This is a genomic window from Burkholderia sp. AU45251 (genome assembly GCF_030482905.1).
GTDB classification, from domain to species: domain Bacteria; phylum Pseudomonadota; class Gammaproteobacteria; order Burkholderiales; family Burkholderiaceae; genus Burkholderia; species Burkholderia aenigmatica.
Window position 1 is genome coordinate 26,685 of the sequence record NZ_JAUJQH010000012.1, and the last position, 19,549, is coordinate 46,233.

Here is a 19,549-nt window from a genome sequence, read left to right on the forward strand (position 1 = left end):
AATTGAAGAACTTCGATGGAACCACTTGTTGTATCGACGTCGATCGATGCAACGCTTGTACCATTCGCGGCGTCTCGCGAGCGCGCCTGCAGCGCCCGTCGAGCCGGGCAGCAAGCTGCGGCAACCCGTGCGTCAGCTCGCGCCGCGCGCCATCTCGTCGCGCCATTTCGCGGGAACGACAGCCTGCCATTCTCGCAGAAGCAGGTTTTTCACGGCGTCCGGACGGGCCGCCGACAGCCGCACCAGCACGATCGGCCAGCCGACATAGTGATCCGTCACGTAATACACGTCAGGTTCCGATTCGATCAGCCACGCGCGCTCGTCGGGGCCGACGCCCTTCACGACGAGCGTGTCGCCGTCCTCGCGCAGCCGCGCGAGCATCTTGCCCCTCACCTTGAGTGCGGGCGTGCCGTACGACGTACCTTCCTCCACGCCCCGCCACGCCAGTGCGATCTGCCGGACTTCGTCGAATGTCATCGGGCCTCCCTGCTGCACGCCTTCGTTTGACGATCCGGCCACCCTACCGGAATTCGCGACGACGCGCCGGGCGAAGCACGCCTATCCGCGCGCCGCACGGGTGGCCGTCGCTGCACGCCCTGTCGTCGCGACGATCGCGAAGGCGATCGCATTCGCGGCGGCGCTGGCCAGGATCGGCACGAGATAGCCGCCGCCCGCGTCGTAGATGAAGCCGGCCGCGGTCGGCCCGATCAGCGTGCCGAATGCGATGCTTGTATAGAGCACGCCGATGATTCCGCTCACGTTGCGGCCGCCGAAGGAGTCCATCACGACCGCCGGCAGCACGGCGACCCAGCCGCCGTAGAACACACCGAACACGAGCGCGAACGCGGCGAGCGTCGCGACGGTGCCGGCACCGGCCCACGCGACGAGGGCGACGGCCATGCCGGCGAACATCGCGAGCAGCGATGTGCGGCGGCCGAAGCGGTCGGCGAGGCCGCCGAGGAAGAAGCGGCCGGCCGTGCTGCCGACGCCGATCGCGCCGAGCAGCAGCACGGCCGTCGACGACGCGACGCCATGATCGAGCGCGTACGGCACGAGGTGAACGAACGGGACGAACACGCCGAACGAGCAGATGAGGCATGCCGCGTAGAGGCTCGCGAACGGCCGCGACGTGACGGCTTCGCGCACCGTCGCGCCGGCAGACGCCGAAGCGGCGCCCGGCTTGCGGCCGGCGGCTGCCCCGGACACCGGATGCCCCGCATCGCGCCCGGCGGCTTTCGCGCCGCCGCCTTCGACGGGCTCATGCGCCGCGTCCCCGTCCGGCAGCAGCCCACGCCCGCGCGGGTCGTTCTCGATCAGCAGCGACATCCCCGCGCCGATCACGACCGCGATCACGGCCAGCGTGAAATACGCACCGCGCCAGCCGACATGCGCAATCAACGCGGACGCGAGCGGCGGCATCACCAGCGTGCCGACACCGATCCCCGCGACCGCGAGCCCCGACGCAAAACCGCGCCGGCGCACGAACCAGCGCTGCACCGCGCCGACGGCCGGCACGTACGCGCAGCCGATGCCGAAACCGACACCGAACCCGTACGCGACATAAACCTGCACCAGCGTATGCGCGGCGCCGGCAGCCGCGAGCCCGGCGCCCGTCAGCAGCATCCCGGCGATGGCGAGCCGCCGCGAGCCGAAGCGGTCGGCGAGCGGCCCGCTGATGATGCCGAAACCGAAATACAGGAAACCGGCGAGCGAGAACACGAGTGAGATCTGCCCGCGCGACGCGGCGAAATCCCGCTGCAGCGATTCGACGAACGCGCTGAACGTATACGCGCTGCCGAAACCGACGAACGTGACGGCGAACGCGGCTGCAACCACGTACCAGCCGTAAAAAAGGCGCGATGCGCCCGGGCGGTTCATGACGATGCTCCTCTCAGGTTCCACCGGCCGCCGGCAGCAACCGGATTGCCTCATGGATATAGTTGAACTATGTTGATCGCATCGGCCGCCGACAGGCAGTCGCGAAGCACGCGATCCGATGCGTCAACGGTACTCGCGCGTACGCATCGTCTCAAACGATATTTCATCGGACTTTCGATTTAGAAAAACTCAATGAATCGTTCCCGCTTGCCGCCCCTCAATGCGCTGCGCGCATTCGAAGCGGCCGCCCGCCACCTGTCGGTGAAGGCGGCGGCCGAGGAGCTGTCGGTCACGCCCGGTGCGGTAAGCCAGATGATTCGCACGCTGGAGGCACATCTCGGCGTGCAGCTGTTCGAGCGCGTCAACCGCGGCATCCTGCTCACGGCCGCCGGCCGCGACTACCTGCCGCCGGTGCGCAACGCGTTCAGGCAGATCGCCGACGCGTCGCAGCGCGTGTCCGGCGCCGCCGACAGCGGCGTGCTGACGGTAAGCGTCACGCCGTTCTTCGCATCCGCATGGCTCGTCCCGCGCCTCGCCCGGTTCCGGGAGGCTTGCCCGGACGTCGACCTGCAGGTCAGCACGAGCCATGCACTCGCGGATTTTTCACGTGACGGTGTCGATGTCGCGATCCGTCACGGCCTCGGGCGCTACATCGGCCTGTGCAGCGAACGCCTGCTGACGGTGGAGATCGTCGCGCTCGCGTCGCCCGAACTCGTCACGCGACTCGGCATGCCGGCAACGCCCGCCGATCTCGTCGGTTGGCCGCAGTTGCACGATGCCGAGCGCAAGGGCTGGCACATCTGGTTCGGCGCGCAGCGGATCGACGACTTCGGTCCGCCGCGCGGCCCCGCGTTCGACGACTCGGGCCTGCTGCTGCAGGCGATCGTCGCCGGCCAGGGCGCCGGGCTGCTGCCGGCCGCGATGGTGCGCGGCGAGCTGGCAAGCGGCCGGCTCGTGCAGCTCGCCGACGTCGCGTGGCTCGACGATTTCGCGTACTACCTCGTCTATCCACCGCATCATGCGGAACGGCCGAAGGTCGCCGCTTTTCGCCGGTGGATCCTCGACGCCGCGCAGGCCGACGGCGCGGCGTCGATGTCCGGCGCGGCGTAGCGCCACGCCCCCGCGCGGCGCCGATCCGCGGCCGGTCGGCTAACATGCGGCCCGGCACCGATAACAACAGACCGAGAGAGACCATGCCTGCCCTGCTCCGCCGCGCGACGCGCATCGCGACCCTGTCCGCCGCGTTCTTCGTCGCGTGCGCCGCGCTGCCCCATCCGGCGCACGCGTATCGCGCCCCGCCCGGCTACGGCAACGAAGCCGATCTCGACCGTCACGACACGTACCGCAACCGCGACGGCGAAACCGTGCACGCGCCCGCACATTCGAAATCGGGCCGCGTGCCCGACAGTGCGAGCGCGCGCTGCCGCGACGGCACGTACAGCTTCAGCCGTCACCGGCGCGGCACGTGCTCGGGGCACGGCGGCGTCGCCGCGTGGCTGTGAGCATGGCCCTGGCCAAAAGGCCGGCATCGCGCCAGCGGCAGGCGGCGGCGAAGTACAATAGCCGCTCTCGCCGCCGACACGCGGCGACGCCGCCGCGCCATGCGCGGCACGCTCCGTACCGAATCCCCCGACGCCGCCCCGCCCGCGCGCTGCGCGGCCGTCTCAACCACTTCTGACTTTCACACCCAAATGGCCCAATACGTTTTCACGATGAACCGGGTCGGCAAGATCGTGCCGCCCAAGCGCCAGATCCTGAAGGACATCTCGCTGTCGTTCTTTCCCGGCGCGAAGATCGGCGTGCTCGGCCTGAACGGCTCGGGCAAGTCGACGCTGATCCGCATCATGGCGGGCGTCGACAAGGACATCGAAGGCGAAGCGACGCCGATGCCGAACCTGAACATCGGCTACCTGCCGCAGGAGCCGCAGCTCGACCCGACGAAGACGGTGCGCGAAGCCGTCGAGGACGGCCTCGGCGACCTGTTCCAGGCCAACAAGAAGCTGGAAGAAATCTACGCGGCATACGCGGAGCCGGACGCCGACTTCGACGCGCTCGCAGCCGAGCAGGCGAAGTACGAAGCGATCCTCGCGTCGAGCGACGGCGGCAGCCCCGAGCAGCAGCTCGAAGTGGCCGCCGACGCACTGCGCCTGCCGTCGTGGGACGCAAAGATCGAGCACCTGTCGGGCGGTGAAAAGCGCCGCGTCGCGCTGTGCAAGCTGCTGCTCGAAAAGCCGGACATGCTGCTGCTCGACGAACCGACCAACCACCTCGACGCCGAATCGGTCGACTGGCTCGAGCAGTTCCTGGTGCGCTTCCCGGGCACCGTGGTCGCCGTCACCCACGATCGCTACTTCCTCGACAACGCAGCCGAGTGGATTCTCGAACTCGACCGCGGCCACGGCATTCCGTGGAAGGGCAACTACAGCAGCTGGCTCGACCAGAAGGAAGAGCGCCTGAAGCAGGAAGAAGCATCGGAATCGGCACGCCAGAAGGCGATCAAGAAGGAACTGGAGTGGGTGCGCCAGAACCCGAAGGGCCGTCAGGCGAAGTCGAAGGCCCGTATCGCGCGCTTCGAGGAACTGAACAGCCAGGAATACCAGAAGCGCAACGAAACGCAGGAAATCTTCATTCCGGTCGGCGACCGCCTCGGCAATGAAGTGATCGAGTTCAAGAACGTCAGCAAGGCGTTCGGCGACCGCCTGCTGATCGACAACCTGAACCTGAAGATCCCGGCTGGCGCGATCGTCGGCATCATCGGCCCGAACGGCGCCGGCAAGTCGACGCTGTTCCGGATGCTGACGGGCAAGGAACAGCCGGATTCGGGCGAAGTCGTGATGGGGCCGACCGTGAAGCTCGCGTACGTCGACCAGAGCCGCGACGCGCTCGACGGCTCGAAGACGGTGTTCGAGGAAATCTCGGGCGGCGCCGACGTGCTGACGGTGGGCAAGTACGAAACGCCGTCGCGCGCGTACATCGGCCGCTTCAACTTCAAGGGCGGCGACCAGCAGAAGATCGTCGGCAACCTGTCCGGCGGTGAACGCGGCCGCCTGCACCTCGCGAAGACGCTGATCTCGGGCGGCAACGTGCTGCTGCTCGACGAACCGTCGAACGACCTCGACGTCGAAACGCTGCGCGCGCTGGAAGACGCGCTGCTCGAATTCGCGGGCTCGGTGATGGTGATCTCGCACGATCGCTGGTTCCTCGACCGGATCGCGACGCACATCCTCGCGTTCGAAGGCGATTCGCAGGTCACGTTCTTCGACGGCAACTACCAGGAATACGAAGCCGACAAGCGTGCGCGCCTCGGCGAGGAAGCCGCGAAGCCGAAGCGTCTGCGCTACAAGCCGATCAGCCGCTGACCGGTACGGCCCGGGTGCCCGGCGCTGCGGCAACGCAGGGCCAGGCACCAAGGGTGGCCGCTTCAGGAGCGGCACAACAAAAAAGCGGGCCGCTGGCCCGCTTTTTTTATCTGACGGCTGCTGCTCGCTCGCCGCTTACGCGAGCGCGCCCAGTTCGCGCAGCCGTGCCTCGGTCGCTGCCGCACTCGTGTGATGAACGCCGTGCCAGCCGAGCGCCGTCGCGGCCGCGGCGTTCTTCGCGTTGTCGTCGATGAACACGAGTTCGTGCGGCGCGATGCCCGGCAGGTGCGGCTCGATTCGCGCATGCATCTCGCGATAGATCGCCGGATCGGGCTTCACGAGCTTCACGCGGCCCGACACGACGATCTCCTTGAAACGCCGCAGCACCGGGAAGTTGTCCCACGCATACGGAAACGTCTGCGCGGACCAGTTCGTCAGCCCGAACAGCGGCATCCCCTGTGCCTCCAGCCGGTCGACGAGTGCGGCCCCCTCTTCGAGCACGCCGCCGATCATCTCGTGCCAACGCGCATAGAACGCACGGATCAGCGCCTCATGCTCCGGAAACTTCGCGACGAGCTCGGCCGTCCCCTCTTCGATCGTCTGCCCGCCGTCCTGGCGGATCACCCAGTCCATCGCACACACGTGCGTGAGGAACCAGCGACGCTCCGTGTCGTCGGGAATCAGCTCCCGGTAAAGGTACTCGGGGCTCCAGTCGATCAGCACGCCGCCGAAATCGAACACCACGGCCTTGATCGTCATGCGAACTCCGTTGCCAGGACGTCCACGAGCGGGCGCGGCGTCACCGGATTGCCCGACAGCGTATTGTTTTGCCATACGAAGTGATGGTGCGCGACGATCTGCGCGGCCGACAGGTGCGTGCGCTCGTTCGTCGTGTGCAGGTCGGACACGACGGTCGTCCGGTAGCCGAGCAGCGCCGCGCGGCGTGCGGCCGAATCGACGCAAAACTCGGTCGCATAGCCGCAGATCAGCACCGAACGGATGCCGTGGCGGTCGAGCTGCGCCGCGAGCGGCGTGTCGTGAAACGAATCGCTCACCTGCTTGCGCACGCGCCAGTCGTCGTTCCCGACGACCAGCCCCGCATGCAGTTCCCAGCCCGGCGTGCCGGGCACGATGTCGTCGTCCGCATCGCCGTCGTGCTGCACGAAGCACACGGGCGCGTTCGCCGCGCGCGCCGCCGCCGTCAACCGGTTGATGCCCGACACCACGTCATCGAGCCGGTAAGCGGGCTGCGCCCGCTCCACCAGCCCGCGCTGCATGTCGACCACGATCACTGCGGTGTCCGCCATTGCTTGCCCTCGGTTTTGTCGTTCGGCCGTTGTCCGGCCGTTATCACGTGTTGTTTCAGATCGGCTGCGTGCGCGTGTCGAGCCACGCCTTCGCATCGCCGCTCAAGTGCCGGCCGACGCGCTCGCGCACCGTTGCGTGATACGCGTTCAGCCACGCGCGTTCTTCTTCGTGCAGCATCTCGATCAGCACGCAGCGCGTGTCGATCGGGCACAGCGTGAGCGTCTCGAACGCGAGGAAGTCGCCGAACTCGGTCTGCCCGGCCGCGCGGTTCACGACCAGGTTCTCGATCCGGATGCCCCACTGGCCGGGACGGTACACGCCCGGCTCGATCGACGTGATCATGCCCTCTTCCATCGCCGTGTACGGCTCGGCCGGCGCGTAGTGCGAGATGACCTGCGGGCCTTCGTGCACGTTCAGGAAGTAGCCGACGCCATGCCCCGTGCCGTGGCCGTAGTCGAGCCCGGCCGACCACATCGGCGCACGCGCGATCGCGTCGAGCATCGGCGAACGGATGCCGCGCGGGAAACGGGCGCGCGACAGCGCCATCATCGATTTCAGCACGATCGTGAAATCGCGCCGCTGCAGGTCGCTGACCGTGCCGACCGGCACGACGCGCGTGATGTCGGTCGTGCCCGTCACGTACTGGCCGCCCGAATCGATCAGCAGCAGACCGTCGCCGGCGATCGTCGCATGCGACTCGCGCGTTGCGTGGTAGTGCGGCATCGCACCGTTCGCATTGAAGCCCGCGATCGTCGCGAAACTCGCCGACACGTAACCGGGGCGCCGCGCGCGCGCGGCCGTGAGTTTTTCCTCGATCGTCAGCTCGGTGATCGTCTCGCGGTTCACGGCCTGCTCGAACCAGGTGAAGAATTCCGCGAGCGCGGCGCCGTCGTGTTCCATCGTCACGCGCACGTGCTCGATCTCGGCGGACGTCTTGCGCGACTTCGCGAACGTCGACGGATTCACGGCCTCGACCAGCTTCACGCCGGCCGGCACGGCCTCGAGCGTGCCGAACGTCACGCGGCGCGGGTCGATCAGCAGCGTCGCGCCGTCGGGCAGCGCCGCAAGCGCGGCGCGCGCGGCGTCGTAGGCACGAACGTCGACGCCGTCCTGTGCAAGCGACGCAGCCAATGCCGGCGACACCTTGCCGTCGGCGACGAACAGCGTCGCGCGATCGGCGCCGATCATTGCGTGCGCAACGAATACGGGATTGAAGTTGACGTCGGCGCCGCGCAGGTTGAACAGCCATGCGAGGTCGTCGAGCGTCGACACGAAATGCCACTGTGCGCCCTGCGCACGCATCGCGCGGCGCACTTCGGCCAGCTTGCTCGCGCGCGTCGTGTCGGCCTGCGGCGCCGCGTGCTCGAACACCGCGTCGCCGGGCAGCCCCGGCCGCTCGGGCCAGATCGCGTCGAGCAGGTCGAGGTCGGTGCGCAGCGCGATGCCGCGTGCATTCAGCGCGCCCGTCAGCCCGCGTGCGGCCGCGACGCCGAGCACCGCGCCGTCGACGCCGACCGTCGCACCCGCCGCCACGTTCTGCGCGAGCCAGTCGACGTGCGGCGCGCTCTGCTGCCCGCCCGTCATCTTCATCAGTTGCACGCCCGTGCCGGCCAGTTCGGCGTCGGCCTGCACCCAGTAGCGGCTGTCGACCCACAGCCCCGCGAAATCCGCGGTCACGACCAGCGTGCCGACCGAGCCCGTGAAGCCGGACAGCCAGCGGCGGGCCTGCCAGCGCTCCGGCAGATACTCGGACAGATGGGGATCGGCGGACGGCACGAGATAGGCGGCCAGGTTCTCGCGGGCCATGGCGCCACGCAGCAGCGCGAGGCGGGCCGGCACTGGCGAGACTTCGGGAAGACGGGCATTCATGATTTCACCTGAGAGCATTCAGCGACGGGCCGACAGCGCGACCGTCACGGCTACGGCGAGGAGCGCGACGCCGGTGCAGACCGGCCATTCGAGCGTCTCGCCATCGTAAAACAGTCCCGAGAGATTGCCGGCCATGCGGGCCGCGGCCGCGCCGACGATGCCGGCGAGCACCGCGATCCACCACGCCGGCCGGCCCGTGCGCCGCATCGGATGCAGCCATCGGCCGAACAGCCCGACGGCCGCTCCCAGGACAAGGATTCCAAACCAGTTCATTCGACGCCTTCTATAAATTCAGATTCGTCCCATAGGCGTGAACGTTGCCAGCGGCTAGCATCGATTTATCCATCGAACCCGAGACCAGCCGGGTACCGCGAACATTCGAGTGTAGGGGCCGACTCGACGTTATGGCAAGCGCGCACCGGCTACCGTATTGAAGAAATTCTCATGCGAATCACGCTGATCGATCCGGACGCGCGTCATGCCGCGCTCCTGAACCGTCTGCTCTTTGCGGGCGGTCATGTGTGCCACGCGTTTCCGTCCAGCACGGCATTCTTCGAGTGGCTCGCCGCCGACAACACCTGCGACATGCTGATCACCGGCCACTGGGCCGGCGACCAGCCTGCCGAGGAAGTCATCCCGCGCGCGCAGACGATCCTGCCCGGGCTGCCGGCCATCGCCGTGATGCAGTTGCCGCGCGAAAGCGAAATCGTATCGTGCCTGCACGCGGGCGCCGACGATTGCCTCGTGCGCCCCGTGAGCGGGCCCGAGCTGCTTGCGCGCGTCAACGCGCTGAGCCGGCGCGCCGGCGTGCGCCGGCCGCCGACCCGCTCGCGCGAAATGTATGGCGAATACGCGTTCGACGCGACGCACTGCCTCGTTCGCTTCGGCGACGCAATCGTTTCACTCACGCCGAAGGAGTTCCGGTTCGCGCAGTTGCTGTTCACGAACCTGTCGCGGCCGGTGTCGCGTGCCCATATCCTCGAAACGGTGTGGGCGCGCCGCCGCGACATGAAGTCGCGCACGCTCGATACCCATGCGTCCCGGCTGCGCAGCAAACTGCAGCTGCTTCCGGAGCGCGGCTACCGGCTGCTGCCGCTCTACGGCTACGGCTATCAGCTCGACCGCGTACCGATCGAGCCCCCAAATTCCCGGCCCCGGCACGCTGATGCCCGGTATGCGGCGAGTGAGGAAATCGCTGAAACGCTATAATATGGGGCTAAACGATAGCCCTCGATATGCAACTCCTCACGATCGGAATCAATCACCACACTGCGCCTGTCGCCTTGCGCGAACGCGTGGCGTTTCCGCTCGAGCAGATCAAGCCGGCTCTCGTCACGTTCAAGAACGTGTTTCTCGGCCCCCAGGCGCCCAATACGCCCGAAGCGGCGATCCTCTCCACCTGCAACCGCACCGAACTGTATTGCGCGACCGACGATCGCGCGGCACGCGAAGGTGCGGTCCGCTGGCTGTCTGAGTATCACCGGATTCCGGTCGACGAACTCGCGCCGCACGTCTATGCGCTGCCGCAGTCGGAAGCGGTCCGGCACGCATTTCGCGTCGCATCCGGCCTCGATTCGATGGTGCTCGGCGAAACGCAGATTCTGGGCCAGATGAAGGACGCCGTCCGCACCGCGACGGAAGCCGGCGCGCTCGGCACCTATCTGAACCAGCTGTTCCAGCGCACGTTCGCGGTGGCGAAGGAAGTGCGCGGCACGACCGAAATCGGCACGCAGTCGGTATCGATGGCCGCCGCCGCGGTGCGCCTCGCGCAGCGCATCTTCGAAAAAGTGTCCGATCAGCGCGTGCTGTTCATCGGCGCCGGCGAGATGATCGAATTGTGCGCGACGCACTTCGCCGCGCAAGGCCCGCGCGAACTCGTCGTCGCGAACCGTACGGCCGAACGCGGCCAGCGGCTCGCTGAACGCTTCAACGGCCGTGCGATGCCGCTCGCGGACCTGCCGACTCGCATGCACGAATTCGACATCATCGTGTCGTGTACGGCGTCGACGCTGCCGATCATCGGCCTCGGTGCCGTCGAGCGCGCGGTAAAGGCACGCCGCCACCGGCCGATCTTCATGGTCGACCTCGCGGTACCGCGCGACATCGAGCCCGAAGTCGGCAAGCTGAAGGACGTGTTCCTCTACACCGTCGACGATCTCGGCGCGATCGTGCGCGAAGGCAACGCATCGCGGCAAGCCGCGGTCGCACAGGCCGAAACGATCATCGAGACGCGCGTGCAGAATTTCATGCAATGGCTCGACACGCGCAGCGTCGTGCCGGTGATCCGTCACATGCATACGCAGGCCGACGCGCTGCGCCGGGCCGAAGTCGACAAGGCGCAGAAGCTGCTCGCGCGCGGCGACGATCCGGCCGCCGTGCTCGAAGCGCTGTCGCAGGCGCTGACCAACAAGCTGATCCACGGCCCGACGAGCGCGCTCAACCGCGTGAACGGGGCCGATCGCGATTCGCTGATCGACCTGATGCGCGGCTTCTACCAGCACGCACCGCGCTCGAACGACCAGTCCGGCCACTAGCGCCGGCCGATCGCCCTGCCGCCGGCCGCGCGCCGGCCTATCCTTTCCGAATACCCCTTGCCCGGGAGCGCCGCTCCACACCATGAAGACGAGCATGCAACGCAAGCTCGACCAGCTGTCCACACGGCTGGCCGAACTGAACGACCTGCTGAGCCGCGAAAACGTCACGGCCGACCTCGACCAGTACCGCAAGCTGACGCGTGAACATGCGGAACTCGGCCCCGTGGTCGAACAGTACGCGCTGTGGCGCCAGTCGCGCAGCGACGAGACGGCCGCGCAGGAGCTGCTCGGCGATCTGTCGATGCGCGACTTCGCGGAAGACGAGATCCGCAGCGCGCGCGAGAGCATGACCCGCCTCGAAACCGAGCTGCAGAAGATGCTGCTGCCGAAGGATCCGAACGACGATCGCAACATCTTCCTCGAAATCCGTGCGGGCACGGGCGGCGACGAATCGGCGCTGTTCGCGGGCGACCTGCTGCGCATGTACCTGCGCTTCGCGGAACGCCAGCGCTGGCAGATCGAAATGATGTCGGAAAGCGCGTCGGATCTCGGCGGCTACAAGGAAGTGATCGTGCGGATCGCGGGTCAGGGCGCGTTTTCGCGCCTGAAGTTCGAATCGGGCGGCCATCGCGTGCAGCGTGTGCCCGCGACCGAAACGCAGGGGCGCATCCATACGTCCGCGTGCACGGTCGCGGTGATGCCGGAAGCCGACGAAATCGGCGAGGTCGAGATCAATCCGGCCGACCTGCGGATCGACACGTTCCGCGCGTCCGGCGCAGGCGGCCAGCACATCAACAAGACCGATTCGGCGGTGCGCGTCACACACATCCCGACCGGGATCGTCGTCGAGTGCCAGGACGACCGTTCGCAGCACAAGAACAAGGATCGCGCACTGAAGGTGCTCGCCGCGCGCATCAAGGACAAGCAGTATCACGAGCAGCACGCGAAGGAAGCCGCGACCCGCAAGAGCCTGATCGGCTCGGGCGACCGCTCGGAACGGATCCGCACGTACAACTTCCCGCAAGGCCGGATGACCGACCACCGGATCAACCTGACGCTGTACCGGCTCGAAGCGCTGATGGACGGCGATCTCGACGAACTGATCAGCGCGCTGGTCAGCGAGCATCAGGCCGAGCTGCTCGCGTCGCTCGGCGACGCCGACTGAGGCCGTGATGCCCGACACCACCGCCGACGAACTGCTGCGCGCGTCACCACTCGATCCGGTTGATGCGCGCGTGCTGCTCGCGCATGCGCTCGGCTGGACCCGCACGCAACTGATCACGCGCGGCGACGCGCCGCTCGACGCGGCCGCGGTCGAACGCTACCGTGCGCTCGAGGCGCGCCGCCTGGCCGGCGAGCCCGTCGCGCAGCTCGTCGGGATGCGCGAATTCTTCGGCCGGCCGTTCGACGTAACGCCCGACGTGCTGATCCCGCGCCCCGAAACCGAATTGCTCGTCGAAGCCGCACTCGATGCGATCGACGGACTGCCGCATCCGGCCGTGCTCGATCTCGGCACGGGCAGCGGCGCGATTGCCGTCTCCATCGCTGCCGAGCGGCCCGATGCGCGCGTGTGGGCGCTCGATCGTTCGCCGGCCGCACTCGCAGTCGCGCAACGCAACGCCGGCAAGCTGCTCGACGCGCACCGCCCCGGCGGCCCGCTGCACTGGCTGCAAAGCGACTGGTACGCGGCGCTCGAGCCGTCACTCGCATTCGACACGATCGTCAGCAACCCGCCGTACATCGCGCAGCACGATCCGCACCTCGCGCGAGGCGACCTGCGTTTCGAGCCGCGCGGCGCACTCACCGACGATGCCGACGGCCTCAGCGCGATCCGCACGATCGTCGCGGGCGCCGGCACCTATCTGAAACCGGGCGGCACGCTCTGGATCGAGCACGGCTACGACCAGGCCGAAGCCGTGCGCGCGCTGCTCGCATCGCACGGCTTCGTCGCAGTCGAATCGCTCGCCGATCTGGCTGCGATCGAACGCACGACAGGCGGCCGCCTGCCGGGCTGATGCCCGGCCCGCCCGGTTGAAATCCGCTATCATTTCGATCTAACGCCCCGCAAACACGCAAGGTCAGTCATGGACACCCAACAACGTATCAAGCAAATCGTCGACGAAAACCAGGTCGTGCTCTTCATGAAGGGCAACGCACAATTCCCGATGTGCGGCTTCTCGGGCCGCGCCATCCAGGTGCTGAAAGCCTGCGGCGTCGACCAGTTCAAGACGGTCAACGTGCTCGAAGACGACGAGATCCGCCAGGGCATCAAGGAGTTCTCGAACTGGCCGACCATCCCGCAGCTCTACGTGAAGGGCGAATTCGTCGGCGGCTCGGACATCATGATGGAGATGTACCAGTCGGGCGAACTGCAGCAACTGTTCGCCGCCGCGTAAGCCTCCCCTTTCGATGGCATCTCCCAGCGCGCCGCCACGCCGGCTGATCGTCGCGATCACCGGCGCCACCGGCGCGATCTACGGCGTACGGCTGCTCGACCTGCTGCGCGCCGCCGGCGGCGTCGAAACGCACCTGCTGATTTCGAACGCCGGCTGGCTCAACATCCAGCACGAACTGAAGCTGTCGAAGACCGATGTCGAAAGCCGTGCGGACGTCGTGCACTCGGTGCGCGACGTCGGCGCGACGATCGCATCGGGATCGTTCGCGACCGACGGGATGGTGATCGCACCCTGCTCGATGAAGACGCTCGCCAGCGTCGCGCACGGGCTGTCCGACAACCTGATCACGCGCGCCGCCGACGTCACGTTGAAGGAGCGCCGCCGCCTCGTGCTGATGGTGCGTGAAACGCCGTTCAACCTCGCGCATCTGCGCAACATGACGGCCGTTACCGAAATGGGCGGCATCGTCTTCCCGCCGCTGCCCGCGTTCTACGCGATGCCGAAGACGATCGAGGAACTCGTCGACCAGACCGTCACGCGCGTCCTCGACCTGTTCGCGCTCAACGCCCCGCTGACGACGCCGTGGGCCGGCATCCGGCACGCGCAGTAAGCGCACTCCCGCAGATTCGATCTGCGCGCATCTTCGCGAATTTTCGGCGAAATACATTCGATTTCACAAATACAACGGCCATCAGCCGCGGTGTGCGCCACATCACCCCGATTATCAACAAACAAGCGCCAATCAAATTCCATGGCGTGGATTTATCAATGCGCAGTACGCGCCTATAGTCACTGGCAAATCCCTTTGCAGGCCACCGCCATGAACCGCTTGCCTTCGCTCTACCTGTCCCACGGCGCCCCGACGCTGCCGATCGACCCGACGCTGCCGTCCGGTGCATTCACGTACCTCGCTGCCGAATTGCCGCGCCCGCGCGCGGTGCTGATGCTGTCCGCGCACTGGGGCACGCAGCGGCCCGTCGCCAGCATCGCCGCGCATCCGGACACGATCCACGACTTCTACGGCTTTCCGCAGGCGCTGTACGACATCCGCTACCCGGCGCCCGGCGCGCCTGACGTCGCCGAGCGCGCGGCCGGGCTGCTGAACGCGGCCGGCATCGAGACCACGACGACCGAGCACGGCCTCGACCACGGCGCGTGGGTACCGATGCTGCTGATGTTCCCGGAAGCCGACGTGCCGGTGGCGCAGTTGTCGATCCAGCCTCGCGCGGATGCCGCCCACCACTTCGCGCTCGGCCGCGCGCTGCGACCGCTGCGCGACGAAGGCGTGATGGTGATCGGCTCGGGCCAGATCACGCACAACCTGCGCGCCGCCGATTTCGGTGCGGCACCGGAGGATGCGGATCCGCGCGTCGCTGAATTCACCGACTGGTTCGAGGCAAAGCTGGCCGCGCGCGACATCGACGCCCTGCTCGACTACCGCCGGCAGGCGCCGCACGCGGCGCTGATGCATCCGACCGACGAGCATCTGCTGCCGGTGTTCACGGCGCTCGGCGCGGCGGACGACGACTACCAGCTCGGCATCCAGTCGCTCGGCACGTACCAGCGCGTGCTCGCGATGACGAACTACGTGTTCGCGAGCACGGCCGCCTGAGCGGCACGGCGCCAACCGGCGCGCGGCACCCGCATCAACGAAAAAGCCCGCCCGAGCGATGCTCGGGCGGGCTTTTTCTTGCCTTGGCTGCCGCCGCCGATTCCGGCGGCAGGTCGGGCGTCGTCAGGCACCGACCCCTTCGAGGATCTCGTCGTGCGACTCGCGCTCGTCGAGATACTTGGTGCGGTAGCCGGTGCTCACGCCCCAGAAGTAGAACACCAGCGCGATTGCCGCGACGACCAGCATGTCCCAGCCGTACGGCAGCACGCCGTGACCGCCGAACTCCTTGCTGCCGATCAGCGACAGCACGGCCATCGTCGGCAGGTACGCGACCAGCCACCAGGCGGCCTTCAGGTCGTCACCCCAGCCGGTCCAGCCCGACTTCGCCTGGAAGTAGAAGTACACCGGCAGCGCGACGATCATCAGCAGGATGATCTCGCCCGTCAGCGGCCACTTCGCCCAGTACAGGATCAGCGATGCGCAGACGAATGCGAACGGCGCGATCAGCTTCATCAGCGGAATCGACAGCGGACGCTCGATGTCGGTCGCCGCACGGCGCAGCGCCATCAGGCTGATCGGGCCGGTCAGGTACGAGATCACCGTCGCAACCGAGATCACTGCCGCGAGCGAGCTCCAGCCGCGGAAGAAGAACAGGAAGATGAACGAGACCAGCAGGTTGAACCACATCGCCTGACGCGGCACGCCGTAGAGCGGGTGCACGTTGCCGAACATCTTCGGCATCGTGTTGTTGCGCTCCATCGCGTAGATCATGCGGGTGGTCGTCGCCATGTACGTCGTACCGGTGCCGCTCGGGCTGACGAATGCGTCGACGTACAGCAGGATCGCAAGCCAGTTCAGGTTCAGCGCGATCGCCAGTTCGGCGAACGGCGACTTGAAGTTGAAGTGCGACCAGCCCTGTGCGACGTCGGCCGGATTCACCGAGCCGATATACGCCATCTGCAGCAGCACGTAGATCACGAGCGCGATCAGGATCGACGTGATCACCGCGAACGGCACGCTGCGCGACGGATTGCGCGCTTCGCCCGCGAGGTTCACCGGGCTCTGGAAGCCGTTGAACGCGAACACGATGCCGCTCGTCGCGACCGCGGTCAGCACCGCCGACCAGCCGTACGGCGCGAAAGTCGCGTTCGACGCCGTGCCGAGGTTCTCCGGATGGTAGCTCGTCAGCATCAGGCCGAGGATCGTGAGGCCGGGGATCAGGAACTTGAAGATCGTGATCGTGGTGTTCGCACGGGCAAACGCCTTCACGCCCCAGTAGTTCAACAGGAAGTAGATGACGACCAGCACCGCGGACAGCAGCAGGCCGGGTACCGTCAACTCACCGTTCACGAACAGCGCGTGCGCCCAGGGATACGGCCACGTACTCATGTACTGGATCGACGCTTCAGCCTCGATCGGGATCACGGATACGATCGCAATCCAGTTCGCCCACGCGCTGATGAAGCCGACCAGCGAACCATGCGAGTAGCGCGCGTAGCGCACCATCCCGCCCGACTCGGGGAACATCGCGCCCAATTCCGCGTACGTCAGTGCAATAGCAAGAATCACGACAGCGCCGATGATCCATGCGCAGATCGCCGCCGGACCGGCAATCTTCGCGGCCTTCCAGGCGCCGAACAGCCAGCCCGAGCCGATAATCGAACCCAGCCCCGTCAGCATCAATGCAAACGGGCCGATGTTCCGTTGAATAGAACTCTTCACATCCTCTCCTGTGTCTCAAAAAGCATGGTCGGCCCGCGGTCCGGGATCGGCTCGGACAGCACCGCGCACGCAATTTTGGGGGGGCAAGTCACCCGATCAGGGCAACCCGTCCACGCGGCGCGTAGTTTAACGGTTGCACCTGAAACGTGGCGCCAAAATCGATCGGCCCCTACAAAAAATTCGCGTCGTTTGCAAGCTTTGTAAACCTGATCTACGCAATAACCCTGAGTCAATGGAAATACGGTTGACCACGCGGTTGATAAGCCGTATAAAGGACTTCGCAGGATTTCAAGTGGCGAGTGAATTGGTTCTTTCGTAGTTCGCCCATCAACGGTACTCCGGTTGGTCCTATTACCCCTTCCTTGATTTTCCGCACCCCATGGGCTTCGGCCCCGTTTTATCTTTTTAGGAACAAGTAACATGGCAACCGGTACCGTCAAGTGGTTCAATGACGCAAAGGGCTTCGGCTTCATCACCCCGGAAGGCGGCGGCGACGATCTGTTCGCGCACTTCTCGGAAATCCGCGTCGAAGGCTTCAAGACGCTGCAAGAAAACCAGAAGGTTGAATTCGAAGTGAAGACGGGCCCGAAGGGTCTGCAAGCTGCGAACATCCGTCCGGTCTAAGCTTGGCGCGATTATTCGTGTAAAAAGCCCCGCTTCGGCGGGGCTTTTTGTTTTTCGGCGCCGGTCGCCCGGCATGGCGGCCTTTTAGCCGCTCGCATTCAACCGAATAGTCGCTGCGCGTGAATGCCGAGGCCCGTCGCGACACTCGCGAGGCGGTCGCCGAACACCGGTTGCGCATCCGGGAACGCACCCGCGAGCGCGCCCGACAGGAACGCGAGCCCCGTCGAACCGCCGGTGAAATACAGCGCGCCGACGTCGCGCGGCGCAACGCCCGCGAGCCGCACCGTCTCGCGCGCGGCGTCGACGATGCGCGCGGTGTCGTCGTGGCTCGCGTCGACGAGGCGGCCGGCATCGAACGCGATCTGCAGATCTTCTTCCACGTCGTTCAGGTCGATCATCGTCTCCCCGCCCGCCGCGACGCCGATCTTCGCTTCTTCCGCACGCGCCATCAGCGCATGTCCGAGCCGCTGTTCGACCACGCTCGTGAGCCGGTCGTATTGCCGCACCTCGCGATACAGGTGCTTCATCAGCTTCAGCTCGCCGAGCCGCTTCGGCGTGTAGACCGTGTTGATCAGGTGCCAGGTGGCGAGATCGAAGTAGATCTTGTTCGGCAGCTCGCGCCCTTCGGGGTCGAGCGAACGGTAGCCGAATGCGGGCAGGATCGCCGCCAGCTCGACACGCCGGTCGTAGTCGGTGCCCGCGACGTGCACGCCGTGGTGGGCCAGCACGTCGTCCTTGCGCTCGAGCCGCGCCATCCGCTCGGGCCCGACGCGTACCAGCGAGAAGTCGGACGTGCCGCCGCCGATGTCGGCGACGAGCACGAGCCGCTCCGCCTGCTGGCGCGATTCGTAGTCGAACGCGGCCGCGATCGGTTCGTACTGGAATTGCACGTCCGCGAAGCCGACCGACCGCGCGGCGGCTTCGAGTTGATCCTGTGCGAGGCGGTCGGCGCGCGGATCGTCGTCGACGAAGAACACGGGCCGGCCGAGCACCGCACGGCCGATCGGCGCCCCCGCGCGGGTTTCGGCCTTGCGCTTCAGGTGCGTCAGGAAGCGCGCGATGATTTCGGTGTACGCGATCGCGCTGCCGTCGCCGAGATCGGTCGTCGTTTCCGCGAGCGGCGAGCCGAGGATGCTCTTCATCGAGCGCATCAGCCGGCCGTCGAAACCGTCGATGTAGGAAGCCAGCGCCGCACGGCCGTATTCGACCGTCTCTTCGTCATTGTTGAAGAAGATCGCGGTGGGCAGCGTCAGGTGGTCGCCCTCGACGGGCGCGAGGCGCATGCCGTCGCCGTCGGGCAGCGCCACGGCGGAATTGGACGTGCCGAAATCGATCGCGCAGTAAGTCATGGGAAGTTGCCGCAGCAGGGCCGGCGCGAAAACGGAAAGGACGGGCTTTTTAACATGAAGCCCGCGGGATCACAACCGGGGCTGGCCATCGGTGCCGCGCAACGAGCCCCGATCGCGACGGCACGCAGCCTGGCGCGCCGGGAGACACGCGGGGCGGGACGCGCGACGCAGCCCGCCCGCCTGGCGGTCAGGCTGCCGCGTCGAAGCCCTTCTTCCACGCGCTCGCATAGACGACCTCGCCGAGCGCATGACGCGTGCGCGGCGCCTTCTCGCGATCGCGCAGCACGGGATCGAGCTTGTCGACGTTGCCGTAGTGGCCGAGCGCGATGATCGCCGGAATCGCGACGTCGGCCGGAATCGCGAACGCGTCGCGGAACGCCTTCGCGTCGAAGCCGCTCATCTGGTGGGCGGCCAGGCCCAGCGCGTGCGCCTGCAGCACCAGCGACATCGCGGCGGCGCCCGCGTCGTACAGCGCGGTCGGCGCCGGTTCGCCCTTCGACGTGAGCGTATGCGCGGTCACCGCGATCAGCACGGGCGCCGGCGCATTCCAGCCCTGGTTGAACGGTACCAGCGTCGCGAACGCGCGCTTGAACGCGTCTTCGTCCTGCGTGCGGTCGAATACGATGAAACGCCACGGCTGCGAGTTGTACGCGGACGGCGCCCAGCGGGCGGCTTCGAATACCGCGTGCAGATCGCCGGCGCTGACGGGTTCATCCGAATACGCGCGCGGGCTCCAGCGGCCCGCGATCAGATCGTGAATCGAAACAGTGGTAGGAGCAGGTTTGACGGACATGCGGATCCTCGCTGACATCGATGAAGGGGCGCGAACGCCTGGCGAACCGCAAGCATACCCGCTTGAGCCGATGCGCGCCCGATCCTCCCGCGCTATGCAAATCTG

The 19,549-nt window shown here is 66.9% G+C and carries 20 protein-coding genes; 11 read left to right on the forward strand and 9 right to left on the reverse strand.

Translation table 11 applies throughout. The features are described 5' to 3' along the window. Positions 1 to 132: 132 nt before the first annotated feature. Both QZM67_RS22530 and QZM67_RS22535 read right to left on the reverse strand, forming a co-directional pair. Positions 133 to 477, reverse strand: coding sequence for an MmcQ/YjbR family DNA-binding protein (locus tag QZM67_RS22530; RefSeq protein ID WP_089449826.1), 345 nt, complete (start codon positions 475 to 477; stop codon positions 133 to 135). 81 nt (positions 478 to 558) lie between these two features. Next, complete coding sequence (locus QZM67_RS22535; protein ID WP_301806767.1) at positions 559 to 1,878, reverse strand: MFS transporter; 1,320 nt, start codon at positions 1,876 to 1,878, stop codon at positions 559 to 561. 192 nt (positions 1,879 to 2,070) lie between these two features. On the opposite strand from QZM67_RS22535, the gene gcvA reads away from it, so the two are divergent. The 3 genes from gcvA (at position 2,071) to ettA (ending at position 5,237) form a co-directional block, all read left to right on the forward strand. Then, on the forward strand, positions 2,071 to 2,988 hold the full coding sequence (gene gcvA / locus QZM67_RS22540) for a transcriptional regulator GcvA (protein ID WP_301806770.1): 918 nt from the start codon (positions 2,071 to 2,073) through the stop codon (positions 2,986 to 2,988). An 83-nt stretch (positions 2,989 to 3,071) separates the two neighbouring features. Next, positions 3,072 to 3,380, forward strand: coding sequence for a DUF3761 domain-containing protein (locus QZM67_RS22545; RefSeq protein WP_175023505.1), 309 nt, complete (start codon positions 3,072 to 3,074; stop codon positions 3,378 to 3,380). A 189-nt stretch (positions 3,381 to 3,569) separates the two neighbouring features. Continuing rightward, positions 3,570 to 5,237, forward strand: a complete 1,668-nt coding sequence (gene ettA, locus QZM67_RS22550; protein WP_175023506.1) for an energy-dependent translational throttle protein EttA — start codon at positions 3,570 to 3,572, stop codon at positions 5,235 to 5,237. A 135-nt stretch (positions 5,238 to 5,372) separates the two neighbouring features. On the opposite strand, the gene QZM67_RS22555 is transcribed toward ettA, so the two are convergent. From QZM67_RS22555 to QZM67_RS22570, 4 genes are read right to left on the reverse strand one after another with little or no spacing between them, the layout of a single operon-like run. Beyond that, positions 5,373 to 5,996, reverse strand: coding sequence for an HAD family hydrolase (locus QZM67_RS22555; RefSeq protein WP_301806773.1), 624 nt, complete (start codon positions 5,994 to 5,996; stop codon positions 5,373 to 5,375). Beyond that, the gene (locus tag QZM67_RS22560; RefSeq protein ID WP_175023508.1) at positions 5,993 to 6,544 is read right to left on the reverse strand and encodes a cysteine hydrolase family protein; all 552 of its coding nucleotides are present in this window, start codon (positions 6,542 to 6,544) and stop codon (positions 5,993 to 5,995) included. The genes QZM67_RS22555 and QZM67_RS22560 overlap by 4 nt, the downstream gene beginning before the upstream one ends. A 55-nt stretch (positions 6,545 to 6,599) precedes the next feature. Beyond that, complete coding sequence (locus tag QZM67_RS22565; protein ID WP_175023509.1) at positions 6,600 to 8,414, reverse strand: aminopeptidase P family protein; 1,815 nt, start codon at positions 8,412 to 8,414, stop codon at positions 6,600 to 6,602. A gap of 18 nt (positions 8,415 to 8,432) precedes the next feature. After that, a complete protein-coding gene (locus QZM67_RS22570) occupies positions 8,433 to 8,687 on the reverse strand; it encodes a hypothetical protein (RefSeq protein WP_043191589.1) in 255 nt (84 codons plus the stop codon). A 171-nt stretch (positions 8,688 to 8,858) separates the two neighbouring features. Between QZM67_RS22570 and QZM67_RS22575 the strand changes: the two genes are divergently transcribed. The 7 genes from QZM67_RS22575 to QZM67_RS22605 all read left to right on the forward strand — a co-directional run bounded on the left by QZM67_RS22575 (position 8,859) and on the right by QZM67_RS22605 (position 14,956). Beyond that, positions 8,859 to 9,623, forward strand: coding sequence for a response regulator transcription factor (locus QZM67_RS22575; protein WP_175023510.1), 765 nt, complete (start codon positions 8,859 to 8,861; stop codon positions 9,621 to 9,623). 26 nt (positions 9,624 to 9,649) lie between these two features. Continuing rightward, complete coding sequence (hemA, locus tag QZM67_RS22580; RefSeq protein ID WP_175023511.1) at positions 9,650 to 10,948, forward strand: glutamyl-tRNA reductase; 1,299 nt, start codon at positions 9,650 to 9,652, stop codon at positions 10,946 to 10,948. An 82-nt stretch (positions 10,949 to 11,030) separates the two neighbouring features. Continuing rightward, positions 11,031 to 12,113 carry a peptide chain release factor 1 gene (prfA, locus tag QZM67_RS22585; RefSeq protein ID WP_301806780.1) on the forward strand — a complete coding sequence of 361 codons (1,083 nt, stop codon included), beginning with the start codon at positions 11,031 to 11,033 and terminating at the stop codon, positions 12,111 to 12,113. Positions 12,114 to 12,120: 7 nt separating this feature from the next. Then, positions 12,121 to 12,963 (forward strand): peptide chain release factor N(5)-glutamine methyltransferase, encoded by an 843-nt coding sequence (prmC, locus tag QZM67_RS22590; RefSeq protein ID WP_301806782.1) that lies wholly within the window; start codon positions 12,121 to 12,123, stop codon positions 12,961 to 12,963. A 69-nt stretch (positions 12,964 to 13,032) separates the two neighbouring features. After that, positions 13,033 to 13,344, forward strand: a complete 312-nt coding sequence (grxD, locus tag QZM67_RS22595) for a Grx4 family monothiol glutaredoxin (protein WP_175023513.1) — start codon at positions 13,033 to 13,035, stop codon at positions 13,342 to 13,344. A gap of 13 nt (positions 13,345 to 13,357) precedes the next feature. Then, on the forward strand, positions 13,358 to 13,954 hold the full coding sequence (locus tag QZM67_RS22600; RefSeq protein WP_175023514.1) for a UbiX family flavin prenyltransferase: 597 nt from the start codon (positions 13,358 to 13,360) through the stop codon (positions 13,952 to 13,954). 210 nt (positions 13,955 to 14,164) lie between these two features. Continuing rightward, the gene (locus tag QZM67_RS22605) at positions 14,165 to 14,956 is read left to right on the forward strand and encodes a class III extradiol ring-cleavage dioxygenase (RefSeq protein ID WP_301806788.1); all 792 of its coding nucleotides are present in this window, start codon (positions 14,165 to 14,167) and stop codon (positions 14,954 to 14,956) included. Between the two features lie 123 nt (positions 14,957 to 15,079). Here the strand turns inward: QZM67_RS22605 and QZM67_RS22610 are convergent, their stop codons facing one another. After that, entirely contained in the window at positions 15,080 to 16,678 is a 1,599-nt protein-coding gene (locus tag QZM67_RS22610; protein WP_043191605.1) for an APC family permease, read from the reverse strand. 420 nt (positions 16,679 to 17,098) lie between these two features. On the opposite strand from QZM67_RS22610, the gene QZM67_RS22615 reads away from it, so the two are divergent. Then, positions 17,099 to 17,302 carry a cold-shock protein gene (locus QZM67_RS22615; protein WP_006477070.1) on the forward strand — a complete coding sequence of 68 codons (204 nt, stop codon included), beginning with the start codon at positions 17,099 to 17,101 and terminating at the stop codon, positions 17,300 to 17,302. A gap of 98 nt (positions 17,303 to 17,400) precedes the next feature. Here QZM67_RS22615 and QZM67_RS22620 read toward each other — a convergent pair whose 3' ends face one another. Then, on the reverse strand, positions 17,401 to 18,651 hold the full coding sequence (locus QZM67_RS22620) for an Hsp70 family protein (RefSeq protein WP_089449817.1): 1,251 nt from the start codon (positions 18,649 to 18,651) through the stop codon (positions 17,401 to 17,403). A 187-nt stretch (positions 18,652 to 18,838) separates the two neighbouring features. After that, positions 18,839 to 19,444 carry a nitroreductase family protein gene (locus tag QZM67_RS22625; protein WP_301806793.1) on the reverse strand — a complete coding sequence of 202 codons (606 nt, stop codon included), beginning with the start codon at positions 19,442 to 19,444 and terminating at the stop codon, positions 18,839 to 18,841. Between the last annotated feature and the right edge of the window lie 105 nt (positions 19,445 to 19,549).